The organism is Hansschlegelia plantiphila (genome assembly GCF_027922265.1).
GTDB classification, from domain to species: Bacteria; Pseudomonadota; Alphaproteobacteria; order Rhizobiales; family Methylopilaceae; genus Methylopila; species Methylopila plantiphila.
Genome location: NZ_BSFI01000002.1, coordinates 262,642 through 275,198 on the forward strand (window position 1 = coordinate 262,642; position 12,557 = coordinate 275,198).

The following is a 12,557-nucleotide window of genomic DNA, read 5'->3' on the forward strand; positions in this document are numbered from 1 at the left end:
GGCGCCGGCTAGAGCCTGGCCAGCCGGAAATACAGCTCGGAGAGCCGGTCCGGCAGATCTTCGAGCCGGCGCGCGGGCATCGTGTTGGCGCGGCCGAAAACGCCGTACGACCCAGCGGCGCCGAGCGTGACCCCGAACACGTCGACGCCTTGCGCGCGCAGCGAGAGCGTCGCCCGGCGGGCGTCCTCCACAAGGTCGAGAGGATCGGCGACGTCGATGTCCGAGGGCTCGCCGTCGGTGAGCGCGAGCACCAGTTTGCGCTGGGAGCGGATCGGCCCGAGTTCCGCGCCGGCATGGCGCAGCGCCGCGCCGAGCCGCGTCGAGAGGCCGGACGAGAGACCCGCGAGACGCCCCATCGCGGCGGCGTCCAGCCGGTCGCCGAAATCCTTCACCCGGATCAGACGCACGTCTTCGCGTCCGCAGGACGCGAAGGCCCGCACCGCAAAGGCGTCGCCCAGCGCGTCCATCGCCGACGCCAGAGCCGCCACCGCGAGCTTTTCGATGTCCAGAACGGAGGACGCCCCCACGCGCTCACGCGTCGATTCCGACACGTCGACCAGCACGACCGTTGCGACGTCGCGGGCTCGGACGCCGGACGCCCGGTAGATGCGTTCGTCGGGCAGTTCGCCGGTCCTGAGCGCGATGGCGGCGTCGATGGCGGCGTCGAGATCGAGGTCGAATCCTTCCGGCTGGCGCTTCAGTCGCGGCGCGCGGCCGACCCGCGCCCCGCGCACCAGCCGGGCGATGCGCTCGCGGAATCCGCCCAGCCGGTCGAGGGCCTCGTCGAGCGCGCGCGGGTCGCCGACCGCCGCAGGCGCGTCTCGGACCGTCGTCCAGCCCTGCCGCTCGACGCCGGCCGCACGGTCCCATTCGGGATAGCTCGCGATCGCGACGCCGCGGTCGTCCGGCGCGGCCTCGCGGGCGCGCCCGGACCGCTGCTCCTGCGGCTCGCCCTCGCTGCGGCCGTCGTCGCTGTCCTTCGGCGTCGGGCGCGCGGCCTCGACCGCCTGCTCGATCTCCTCGGCCGTCGCGTCCGGCGGCTCGTCGAAATCCCACAGCGCCATGTTGTCGTCGCGATAGAGCGGCTCGACGGCATAGCTCTTGGCGTCGAACCGCAGCCGCATCTGGCCGAGGTCGTGGCCGAGCAGCCCGCCGATGGCGCGTGACAGCGTCAGGTCTTCCAGCCGGTCGGCGGCTCGGGAGAACAGGTCGCGGCCCTTCGCCACGAAGCCGTCCGGATCGTCATAGTCGGGGTCGAACAATGCGCGCGAAAGCCGCGCCATCAGCATGGCGGCGGTCATCGCGTCGCCCGGCCGCGCGACGTGCCATGGCGCCCAAAGCGATCGAAGGCCGGGGAAACGCCGCATGGCGAGCGCCTCGACCCGCGCGTCCTCGACGAGCCCGGTCATCGCGATCTGGAGCGGCCTGAGCCGGCCCACGGCGCGCGGGTCGCCGCTGAACGCGCGGTGCGCCATCGCGTGCGCGAGCGCCGCGCGGTAGAGCGCGGGCGTCTCCCGCGCAGGCGCGCCACGGTAGACGTGCGGCATTCGGATCAGGCCGCCGACAATCGAGACCCGCTGCGAGGCAGGTGCGGCCCCCACGCCATCGAGCGCTATGAGGCGCGGCGGGCTTCCCCACAATGCGAGCCCGAACAGCCGCAGCGGTCGCTCCAGATCCTGAAAGCCGACGGCGCCTCCCGCACGCTCGAGCATGCGGCGCGCCGCGGGGTCTTCAAGCGAGAAGAACGCCCGCAACCGTTCGCGGCTGCGCCCGCCAGCCTTCAGCCCCGCCGCCACGAAGCTCTCGAAGGCCGCCCCGTCGGCGGCGGCGAGCGCGGCGACGGTCTGGCCAGCGATCAGCACCACGCAGTCGGGCGCCTCGCGGGCGAGCCTTGCAAGTCCCGCCCACCAGCAGGCGCGATCGCGATGGCCTGGCAGCCGCAGCGCCGCGGCGGGGACCGCCTCCAACGCGGCGAGCGCAGCCTTGGCCCCGGCGCGGCGGCCGATTTCCGCTGCGCCGCGCGCATCGCCCGCCAACGCCGCCGCCGACTGGTGAGGAAGCCTGCCGGCGAGGCGGAAGAACGTGTCCAGGCACCGGCCGCCGAGATTGGCGTGCGCAAGCGCGAGCGCTCCACCCGCCCAAGCCTCGATCTCCTCGTCGCTCCAGCGCGCGTCGAGGCGACCGATGGCGCGCAGGAAGGCCGGCCCGACGTCGGCCCGGCCGCCGACGAGGCCGGCGAGCTCCGCGCGCGGCCCGACGAGGCGAACGGCGCGAGCAGGCGCCTCGACCGTCATTGCAGACGCAGCGCCTGCGGCAAGGTCGCGGCGATTGCGGCTCCCAGCGCCTCGCGCATGTCAGGCTCATCGGTGATCGGCAGCACGATCGCCGCGCGAATGGCGGCGTCCAGCGCCGCGCCGCCGCCCACCAGCTTGGCGGCGTGGATCAGCATCCGCGTCGATGCGCCTTCGGCGAGGCCGCGGCCTCGCAGGTTGCGCGAGCGCAAGCCGACCTCGACGAGGCTGCGCGCAAGCTCCGGCTCGGCGCCCGCCTCGCGCGCGACGATCTCGGCCTCAACGCTCGGCTCTGGATAGTCGAACTCGATCGCCACGAAGCGCTGCTTGGTCGACTCCTTGAGATCCTTGACGGCGCTCTGATAGCCCGGGTTGTAGGAGATGGTGAGCTGGAAGTCGGGGTGCGCCGCGACCAGCTCTCCCTTCTTCTCGAGCGGCAGGGCGCGCCGGGCGTCGGTCAGCGGATGAATGACGACGGTTGTGTCCTGGCGGGCTTCGACGATCTCGTCGAGATAGCAGATCGCGCCTTCCCGGACGGCGGTGGTGAGGGGGCCGTCGTGCCAGACGGTGCCCTCTGGGGCGAGCAGGAAGCGGCCGGCGAGGTCGGCCGCGGTCAGGTCCTCATGCGCCGCGACGGTCACGAGCGGACGGCCGAGCCGCCAGGCCATGTGCTCGACGAAGCGCGTCTTGCCGCAGCCGGTCGGGCCCTTGAGCATGACCGGCAGGCGGCAAGCGTAGGACGCCGCGAAAATCTCGACCTCGTCGCCGACGGCGCGGTAGTACGGCTCGTCGGCTATCTCGTGGGCGGACAGGCGGCCTGCGGCCGGTGAAAGGGCCATCGCGGTCTCCGGTTCTGCTGTGCTGAAGGGGCAGACGCGCGGCGAGGCCGGACAAGCCTCCCGCCCGGCGTCACTGCCGGAAGCGTCCGGCGACCATCCTGTCGGCCGGAACCAGCGACGCGCGCGTCGCGCGATCATTAGGGCTCGGTTTTCGGCCGCCCGCAAGCCCGTCGGTGCGTCAGCTTCGCCGGCGCCCGCTTTCGACGACCGTCGGAGCGCGCCTGTCCATCCATGGCGGCTTGACGAAGCGCTCGGTGTTGAACGGATCCGGTGCGATCAGGGCGAGCGGCTTCCGCTCGGCCTGGATCTGGAAGAACAGATGCGGCAGGCCGAGCGACGGATCGTGCGTCACGTCCGGATAGGGCACGGCCGCCTGCCATTCCGGATGGTAGCGCACGATGCCGTTCACGCTGCGGTAGATCGAGCCTTTCAGCGCCTGAGCTACCTTCCGGTTCTGCTCGAACGAGCCGGGGCCGCCCGAGCCGCCGGCGAGCGACGCCGCGAGCGCGTAGTGGTGCATGGCGCTGTAGGACTGGCACCCGATCTGCGGCGTCGAGCCCTCGCCGAACCGGGCGAGGTAGCGGGCGGCGAACCGCTTGCCGATGTCGTCGCGCAGCAGTCCGATCACGGTGCTGACGATGACGCCGACGCCCTTCTTCTGGGCGATGTCGCTGAACGACTGATGCATCGCGCCATATTGCAGGTAGACGATGCTGTTGGTCGGCTTCTCCATGAACTGGAGTTGGAAGTGGGCGAGGTCGCCCGAATAGAAGTGGGTGTTCGCGATGACCGCGGGATCGGTGGCGCGGACCTCGTCGAGCACGTCGCGCCATTGACTGGTCGGCGTCTGCACGATCCGCGGTCCGAAGCAGACGCGCCAGCCGAAGCCCGCCGCCGCGGCGGCCATCGCGTGCGCGATGACGATGCTGTAGGGCTTCGATCCCGAGACGATCGCGATCCGGTCGGACTCGGGCGTCCATTGGCCGGTGTCGCGCAGCCATGAGATGAACTTGATGAAGCCCGGCCCATACCAGTAGTCGGCCGGGTCCGTCATGAAGCAGCCGAAATAGCGGTCAGGGTCATTCATCACCGTATCGTGGTGCTGAAGCAGCGTATTGGCGTGGACGTAGAGGATGCCGGCGTCAGCTATCGGTTCGTATTCCGAGTTCTGCGGCCCGATATTGTAGCCGTTGATGATGGCGTGGACGTCGTGCTTCTCGATGAGCCAGCGCGCAGCCGCGACGACTTCCTCCGCGGTCTGGCGGCAGGTGTCGGCGAACACCGGCTCCAGGCGACGACCGAGCAGCCCGCCGCGGACGTTGATCTCCTCGATCGCGAGGATGACGCCCTTGCGGAATTCGGCGCCGTCCGCAGCCGAAGGACCGGTGAGCGGAACCATGCTGCCGATGGGTATGGGAGCGGCTGTGGGAGACACGTCGCGGATTCCCGATCTGGCGCTTACTGGCCGCCGCCGACGAGCGAGGGCTCGAACAGCAGATTATGCATGAAGACCCGCAGCCGTGGCGGACTGACCGGCTTCACCAGCACGGGAATGTCGGCGGCGCGAATGCCCTCGAGAACCTTCGGCTCGGCGTCGGCGGTGACGATCATCGCAGGAATCTTACGGCCGGCGCGTTCGCGGACGGCGGACACGACGTCGACGCCGGTGCGAGCCTTGAGATTGTAGTCGGCGATGATGAGGCGCGGCGCGGCGCCGCCTTCGATGAGGCGCAGAGCTTCGGCCTCGTTCGCCGCGTCGAACACCTCGATGCCCCAGCGTTCGAGCAGGCTCCGCATCGTCCGCCGCAGGATGTCGTCGTCTTCGACGAGAAGGACCGGGGTGCCGACGAATTCGCCCGCGACCGTTTCGGTGATCTCGGCCTCCCCGACGTCGCTGTGCCAGACGTTCCCGAACGGAACGGAGATCGAGAAGATCGAGCCGCGGTCTTCGCGCGACGTCAGACCGATCGGATGCTCCAGGAGCTGGGCGAGACGCTTCACGATGTTGAGCCCGAGTCCGAGCCCGCCGCCGGCCCCGCGCCGCGAGTCGGGCGATCGGTAGAATTCGTCGAAGATGACGGCGCGCTCAGGCTCTCTCACGCCCTTTCCGGTGTCGGCGACTTCGATGCGAAGCGACCTTCCGTCTCTCCTGCAACCGACGACGATGCCGCCGACTTCCGTGAACCGGACCGCGTTTGCGACGAAATTGCTCAGTATCCGCTCCAGAAGCGCTCTGTCGGTGGTGATCGTGCTTCGCGTCTCCACGAATCTGAGCCGTAGACCCTTTTCCTCCGCCTGATGCCGGAACTGGATGTCGAGGCGCTCGAAGAGCTGCCGCAACTGGAACGTGGAGATCCGCGGCTGGATGCGGCCGGCGTCGAGCTGTCCGATCTGCAGGAGGGCGCCGAGAAGATCTTCCATGACCGCCGCCGCGATATCCATCGCGTGCAGCATGTCGCCGCGGTGTTCGGGATCCTCTTCGTGAATGCAGTTGTAGATCAGTATCTTGAGCGATGCGAGAGGCTGACGCAGGTCGTGGTTGGCCGCGCGCAGGAAACGCGACTTGGCCTCGTCGGTCGCCTCCGCCGCCTCCTTCGCCTCGCGCAGCGCGCGCTCGTTGCGCTTGATGGTCGTGACGTCGGTCAAGGTCACGACCATGCCGCCGCCTTCGACCGGACGCTGGGACATGTTGACGACGTGTCCGTCGGCGAAGACGTAGTCGCAGTCCTTCTCGAGACCGAACTGCTCGGCTTCGGTCCGCTCCCATTCGCCGATGGCGCAGGGCTGCAGGCATTCGCGCGAATTCGCCAGAACCGATACGAACTCCTCGAACGGCATTCCGATTCTGATCGGAAACTCGAACGTCCGCCGGAAGCGGAGATTGAAGTAGGAGAGGGTGCGGTCCTTCGCCCAGAGCACGATCCCCGTCGTGACGGCGTCGAGCCCCGCGCGGATGGCTTCGAGCGTCTCCCGCTCGTCGGCGGCGAATGCGTCGTCAGCCACGCCCGACAGTCGCGACGCCGCCGAACGAACTGATGGCGTAGTGGATCGCCGCCGAGCGATCCCTCAGGTTCAGCTTCTTCATGATGTTGCCGAGATGGACCCGGATCGTCTGGGTGCTGAGCTCGAGCTCCTCAGCGATCCGTTTTATCGAATAGCCGCGGCCGAGCAGGGACAGCACGTCCCGCTCGCGGACGGTCAGGGCGTCGACGTCGCGCTCCATCTGGATCGGCGGGGAGGGCGCCGGCCTCGGTTCGCCGCTCGAGGCCGACCGCTCGATGATCCGGCGCGGGAACGAGACCTCGCCCGCCAGCACCCGCTCCAACGCGCGTTCGATCTCCAGGCCGCCGGCCGATTTGGGGATGTAGCCGATAACGCCCTGCTCGACCGACCGGAGCACGTGCTCGACGTCCTCGTGGACGGACACCACGACGACCGGAACATCAGGAAACTGCGCGCGAAGCCGCCGGAGGCCCGCGAACTCCTCGAAGCCCGGCATCACGAGGTCCACGAGCATGAGATCGAAGTCGTCGTGCTGTGTCAGGATCGTCGCCGCTTCCTCGAAGGTTTCCGCTTCATAGGCCTCGAGCGTCTGTCGAAGTCGTCGCATCACCTGCTTGAGCGACTCCCGAACCACCCAATGGTCGTCGGCGATCAATACTTTCATCTGAGCTGAACCCGACGTTTCGCCCGATCGCCGCTTTTTCTCGTTTAGCTCGCCTCAGGCCGCGGCGATCCGCCTGGGGATTGACGAAGTTGTCTCATGCCCCTCGCCGGTTTCCAAGCCGCTTGCTCTGCGGACCAACCGCTCTTTAGACGAATGGCTAAATTGTCTAGCGATAACGTCATAGCGCTCGGGGAAGCGCGCCGTCCCAGGCTTAGCCGGCGGGGGAGAGGTCGAGGTTATCAGCGAGAAATAAAGTTTCTCGGCAAGCGTCCTGCCTCTTGACCGGCCGTCAGGCGGCCCCTTAGCCTTTCATACGTACTAGATGAATCATCTAGACACATCGGGCGGGCAGTAGGCCCGACGCCCCGCCAGACAGTGGCGACCGGGGGCGGCGCGAACGACAGGGGGACGGCTGCATGACCAAGCTCACACGCCGCACGCTCGTGCAGGCCGCCGCCGCTGGCGGCGTCGCCGCCGCCTTTCCCAGCCCCTTCGTGTCGCGCGCATGGGCCGCCGAGCCGATCGTGCTCGGCGTGCCGACCTCGCAGACCGCCGCGGCGGGCGTCGCGGACGATCTCGATCATCTCAACGGCACCACGCTGGCGATGGAGGAGATCAACGCCGCGGGCGGCATCCTCGGCCGGCCCTTGAAGCTGTTCGTCACCGACGTCGACAAGCTGTCGCCCGAAAGCTGCCAGCAGGCGATCGCGGCCTGCATCGACGCCAAGGTGCATGCGATCTCGAACGCCTTCGTGTTCGTGCCGATCCCGGCGATGGACGTCTCCGCCAAGTACAAGTGTCCCTATCTGCAGGGCAACACCCAGCGCGCCGCGACCGAGGCGTTCAAGAAGGATCCGGTCAAGTACAGCCACGTCTTCCAGACTGATCCCTCGGAAGTTCACTACGGCTACACCTATCCGATCTGGCTCGACGCGATGGAGAAGACCGGAACCTGGAAGCCGAAGAACCGCAAGGTTCACATCGTCCAGGAGCAGGTCGCCTACTGCCAGACGATCTCGCGCGCCGCTCAGGAGGCCCTCAAGAAGAGTTCGTTCGAGGTTGCGAAGGTCACCGACATCCAGTTCCCGGTTCAGGACTGGGGTCCGGTCATCCAGGAGCTCAAGGAGGTCGACGCCGGCGCGATCATGATCGACCACTGGGTGGCCGCCGAATACGCAGCCTTCTGCAAGCAGTTTCAGGCCGATCCCGTGCCGGACTCGCTGGTCTATCTACAGTACGGCCCATCGCAGCCGGAGTTTCTGACGCTCGCGGGCGAGGCCGCCAACGGCTTCTGCTGGTCGACGGTGCTCGGCGTCTATGCGGATGAAAAAGGCAACGCCTTCCGCGCCAAGTACAAGCAGCGCTTCCCCGGCGTCATGGGGCTCGTCTACACGGGCAATGGCTATGACATCGCCCACTACCTGAAGGCGGCCTGGGAGGCGACCGGCGACCCGCAGAACTTCAAGGCGGTGTGCGACTGGATCCGCGCCAACCCCTACAGGGGCGTCTGCGGCTACATGAACATGAACAACGAATATCAGGAATCGGCTCACTTCCCTGACAACGGCTACGAGATCACGGCCACCGAACTCGAGAAGGGCGTGAGCCAGCTTTACGTCCAGGTCCAGGACGTCGAGCACAAGATCATCTACCCATACGAGATCAAGGAGTCCGCCCTCAAGCCCGCGCCCTGGTGGAGCTGATGGCGGGCGGAGGGGCGGCGCGGTCAGACGACCCGCCGCTGTTCGCCTGCGAAGACATCCGACTTGAGCTCGGCGGCCGCTCGATCCTTCACGGCATCAGCCTCGAGGTCCGGCCCGGCGAGGTCCTCGGGATCATCGGGCCGAACGGCGCCGGAAAGACCAGCCTGTTCGAGGTTCTGTCCGGACGCATTCAGCCGAAGAGCGGCCGCGTTCTGTTCAGGGGCGAGGACGTCACCCGTCTGCCGTTGCACGTCCGCGCACGCATGGGGGTGGGCCGCACTTACCAGACGCCGGTGGTGCCGGACGAACTCACGGTCGGTCAGACCTTCAAGGCGGCCCGGCAGGCGTATCGTCCCTATCTCACGCGTTTCGACGCCGAGTACGGCGCCGAGCTCGTTCACCTCAACGTCGACCATGACGAGCCGACCTCGCGGCTCGAAACGATGAACCGGCGCAAGCTCCTGCTCGCCTGTTTGCTGATGCGCCGGCCGCCGATCCTGCTGATGGACGAGCCTGCGGCCGGCCTCATCAACTCGGAGGTCGACGAGATCGACCACCTGATCCGCATGCTCTCCAAGGAGATGAACGTCGCGGTCGTCATCGTCGAGCACCGGATCGAACTGCTGGAGACGATCGCGGACCGGGTGATGGTGATGGACGCCGGCGAGGTCATCGCCAGCGGGTCTCTGACCGATATTCTGCGGGATCCCAAGGTCCACGCCGCCTATTTCGAGACCATGGACGATGAGGCCGCGGCATGACCGCGGCCTCCGCCGCGCCGCGCCCCGAGAAGCGCGAGATCCTCAAGGTGCAGGGGCTCTCCGCCGGCTATGGCCCGATGCGCGTCATCCACGACCTCGACCTCACCGTCTATTCCGGCGAGCGCGTCGGTCTGGTCGGGCTGAACGGTCATGGCAAGTCGACGCTGTTCTATGCGATCGCCGGCCTCACCGGCTGGCAGCGCGGTTCGATCCGGCTGAACGGCGCGGAGGTGGGCGGCACGCGAAGCCAGGGGCCGGGACGCTACACCCACCTCGTCGTGCGGCGCGGGCTCGCGCTGATCCCGCAAGGCGACGAGATCTTCCATGGCCTGACGGTGGAGGAGCATCTCGACTCCGGCGCCTTCACGCCGCGCGCCTGGAAGGAGCGCAAGCCGCGCAAGGACCGCGTGCTCGCGATCTTTCCGCCGCTCGTCAAGCTGCTGAAGACGCCTGTCGGCCGCCTGTCCGGCGGCGAGCGCCGCATGGTCTCGATCGGACGCGGTCTGATGGCCGACGCCTCCCTGTTCCTCGTCGACGAGCCGTCGCTCGGTCTCGCTCCGAAGATCGGCAAGAGCGTGATGGAGGCGCTGATGAGCGTCGAGCTCGGCGACTCCGCGATGGTGATCGCCGAGCAGAACGTCGCCCTGCTCGAAGGCCGCGTCGAGCGGATCATCGGCATGCATGTCGGCAAGCTCAAGGGCGAGGCGTCGGTCGCGATGGGCTTCCAGACGCGCCGGGAGATCTGACATGACGGACATCGGCTTCATCGCGACCAACGCCATCGTGCTGGCCTGCATCTACGGCACACTGGCGATCGGGCTCTCCATAACCTGGTCGAGCGTCGGCCTGATCAACCTCGCCTACGGTTTCATCTTCGCGCTGTCGGGATACGGCGCGTGGCTCGCCGCGCAGTACGTCTCGACCAACGGGGTGCTGGTGCTCTGCGCCGGCGTGCTCACCGGCGCGGTCGGCGGCGTCCTGGTCTGCGCGCTCGCCTTCATCCCGATCCATGACAAGCCGAACTTCACCGTGCGGGGGCTGATCGCGACGCTCGCGATCAGCCTGATCGGGACGCAGACGCTGCTCTGGGCGTTCGGACCGCGCTCGAAGAACCTCCCGGAGATCTTCGGCTTCTGGAAGATCAACCTCGGCGGCGTGGTGCTGACGTCCGACAAGATCGGCAACGTCGCGGTCTCGATCATGGTGGTGACCGCGGTGCTGCTCTGGATGCGGTCGAGCCGGCGCGGCCTGGAGATCCGGGCCATGATGATGAACCCGCACGCGGCCGCGATCGTCGGCATCGGCGTGCGCAAGACCGGCTTCTACGTGATGTCGATCACCGGAGGGCTCGCGGGCCTCGCCGCTGTGCTGCTGTCGCAGACCTATTACATCTCGCCCTTCGGCGGTCTCGCGCCGATGATCAAGGGCGTCAGCATCGCGCTCTGCGGCGGCCTCGGCAGCGTGCGCGGCGCCGTCATCGCGGCGATGGTGCTCGGCCTCAACGAGGCGCTGACGAGCCGTCTGCTGGGCGGCCAGTACGTGCTGATCACCCAGTTCGCGCTGATCATCGTCATCCTGCTCATCCGCCCCCGCGGCATCGCCGGCATCCTCGACCGCGCGCGGGAGGCCTGAGCCATGTCGGACAGCACGTGGCGCAACCCGCTCTATCTCTGGGACGTCGAAGGCGCCGAGGAGGCGATCCCCGCCAATCCGCACCGCGACCCGCAAGAGGTCTGGACGAAGACGCGCCAGTCCAAGACGCCGATGCTGCCGGTCGGCCGGCTGCGCTATTACTACAAATGGCCGGGCCATGGCGGCGCGCTCTGGAGCCGCCTGCGCTACTGGCCGACACGCCGCCGCGTGCTCGAGATCCGCGGCGAATACAATCCCAAGACGCTTCGGCGCGAGAAGACGATCGTCGACAAGCGCCCGATCTGGTGGGCGCTCGGGCTGTTCGCCTTCATGCTCGGGCCCCTGGTGATGCCGGGGGCGTACCAGAACACGCTGCTCGCGGCCGGCGCGACCTTCTCGATCTACGCCGCGATCAATCTGTGCTGGATGCTGATCCTCGGCACGGCCGGGATCTATTCGCTGGCGAGCTACGCCGTGGTCGGCGCGGCGGCCTTCGGGGTCTCCTGGCTTTCCATCAATCTCGGGTTGCCATGGTGGCTGCTGCCCTTCGCCGGCGCCGTGATCGGGCTGGTGTTCGGCGTGATCATCGCGATCCCCGCGATCAGGCTCGATGGATTCTATTACGCCCTGCTGACGATCGGGCTGAACGAGCTCTGCCGCGTCTACACCCTGCAATCCAAGCAGTTCGGCTCCTCGACCGGCGGCCTCTACGGCGCCGACACCTACATCCCGCAGGACTGGAGTTCGTTCGACCAGTCGCTGCTCGCCTATTACGCCTGCTTCGTCGTGCTGCTGCTCGCGCTCGCGCTGTACCGCATCGTCGACGGGCGCAGGCTCGGGCGGATCCTGAAGATGGCGCCGGAGAAGCGCGAGGCCTTCGCCGAGGCGACCGGCGTCGACTATCGCCGCGCCCGCGTCTGGGTGTTCGTGATCTCCTCGGTCGGCCTCGGGTTCATCGGCGGCTTCTACGCCGCCCACTACCGCGGCGTGTCGTTCTCGATCTTCGGCTTCGACACGGTGCTGCTCGGTCTCGCCATGCTGGTCATCGGCGGCATCGGCCGCGCCGAGGGCGCGGTCGTCGGCACCGCGATCGTCATCTTCCTGGACAAGGTCATGATCTCCACGGGCCCGCTGAGGCTCGTGCTGATCGGCGCGATCATGCTGGGCGTCGTGCTGTTCCTGAAAGGCGGCCTGTTCGGCGTGAAAGCGCAGTTCCGCAGCTGGCGGGACAAGAAGAAGAGCGAGCGTCGGTCCATGCGATCGGAGAAAGGGGGCGAGATGCTGCCCGAAGAAGCCACCGAGACGAAGAACAAAGATCTGCTGTACTGGCGGCGCTACGACAAGATGCAGCGCGACTTCCTGAAGACGCTGGTCACGCAGGAGATCATCGAGGAGCATCGCAAGCAACCGCTCGGCCAGCATAGCGAGCCGCTGGAGCGTCTCCTGCTGTATTTCCGCCGTGCGCCGCAGGGCGACAAGTACGCCATCACGGTGGTCGAGCCGTTCAAGGCCTACCGCATCGTCGCGATGTCGGGGCAGCGCGGCGTGGCCCCGCGCATCGTCGAAGACAAGATCTACGCCTCGCAGAACGAAGCGTATCACGGCGTCTTCATGCGGCGGATCCAGGACCTTCTTGAATCGTAAACGGACGCCTGAGCGGGAGC

The 12,557-nt window shown here is 67.7% G+C and carries 10 protein-coding genes; 5 read left to right on the top strand and 5 right to left on the bottom strand.

Going from position 1 to position 12,557, the window contains the following annotated elements:
• Window positions 1–8: 8 nt before the first annotated feature.
• From PKE75_RS02695 to PKE75_RS02715, 5 genes are all read right to left on the bottom strand, one after another.
• Window positions 9–2,294 carry a nitric oxide reductase activation protein NorD gene (locus tag PKE75_RS02695; RefSeq protein WP_271167149.1) on the bottom strand — a complete coding sequence of 762 codons (2,286 nt, stop codon included), beginning with the start codon at window positions 2,292–2,294 and terminating at the stop codon, window positions 9–11.
• A complete protein-coding gene (locus tag PKE75_RS02700) occupies window positions 2,291–3,130 on the bottom strand; it encodes a CbbQ/NirQ/NorQ/GpvN family protein (RefSeq protein ID WP_271167150.1) in 840 nt (279 codons plus the stop codon). The genes PKE75_RS02695 and PKE75_RS02700 overlap by 4 nt, the downstream gene beginning before the upstream one ends.
• A 178-nt stretch (window positions 3,131–3,308) precedes the next feature.
• Window positions 3,309–4,565: an ABC transporter substrate-binding protein gene (locus PKE75_RS02705; protein WP_271167151.1), complete on the bottom strand. Its 1,257-nt coding sequence runs from the start codon at window positions 4,563–4,565 to the stop codon at window positions 3,309–3,311.
• A gap of 23 nt (window positions 4,566–4,588) precedes the next feature.
• On the bottom strand, window positions 4,589–6,133 hold the full coding sequence (locus PKE75_RS02710) for a hybrid sensor histidine kinase/response regulator (RefSeq protein WP_271167152.1): 1,545 nt from the start codon (window positions 6,131–6,133) through the stop codon (window positions 4,589–4,591).
• A complete protein-coding gene (locus tag PKE75_RS02715) occupies window positions 6,126–6,797 on the bottom strand; it encodes a response regulator (RefSeq protein ID WP_271167153.1) in 672 nt (223 codons plus the stop codon). Before PKE75_RS02715 ends, PKE75_RS02710 begins: the two co-directional genes overlap by 8 nt.
• Window positions 6,798–7,213: 416 nt before the next feature.
• On the opposite strand from PKE75_RS02715, the gene PKE75_RS02720 reads away from it, so the two are divergent.
• From PKE75_RS02720 to PKE75_RS02740, 5 genes are read left to right on the top strand one after another with little or no spacing between them, the layout of a single operon-like run.
• Entirely contained in the window at window positions 7,214–8,500 is a 1,287-nt protein-coding gene (locus tag PKE75_RS02720; protein WP_271167154.1) for an ABC transporter substrate-binding protein, read from the top strand.
• Window positions 8,500–9,261, top strand: coding sequence for an ABC transporter ATP-binding protein (locus tag PKE75_RS02725; RefSeq protein WP_271167155.1), 762 nt, complete (start codon window positions 8,500–8,502; stop codon window positions 9,259–9,261). The genes PKE75_RS02720 and PKE75_RS02725 overlap by 1 nt, the downstream gene beginning before the upstream one ends.
• Window positions 9,258–10,007, top strand: a complete 750-nt coding sequence (locus tag PKE75_RS02730; protein ID WP_271167156.1) for an ABC transporter ATP-binding protein — start codon at window positions 9,258–9,260, stop codon at window positions 10,005–10,007. Before PKE75_RS02725 ends, PKE75_RS02730 begins: the two co-directional genes overlap by 4 nt.
• Before the next feature lies 1 nt (window position 10,008).
• On the top strand, window positions 10,009–10,893 hold the full coding sequence (locus tag PKE75_RS02735; protein ID WP_271167157.1) for a branched-chain amino acid ABC transporter permease: 885 nt from the start codon (window positions 10,009–10,011) through the stop codon (window positions 10,891–10,893).
• A 3-nt stretch (window positions 10,894–10,896) separates the two neighbouring features.
• Window positions 10,897–12,537 carry a branched-chain amino acid ABC transporter permease gene (locus PKE75_RS02740; protein WP_271167158.1) on the top strand — a complete coding sequence of 547 codons (1,641 nt, stop codon included), beginning with the start codon at window positions 10,897–10,899 and terminating at the stop codon, window positions 12,535–12,537.
• The last annotated feature ends 20 nt before the right edge of the window (window positions 12,538–12,557 follow it).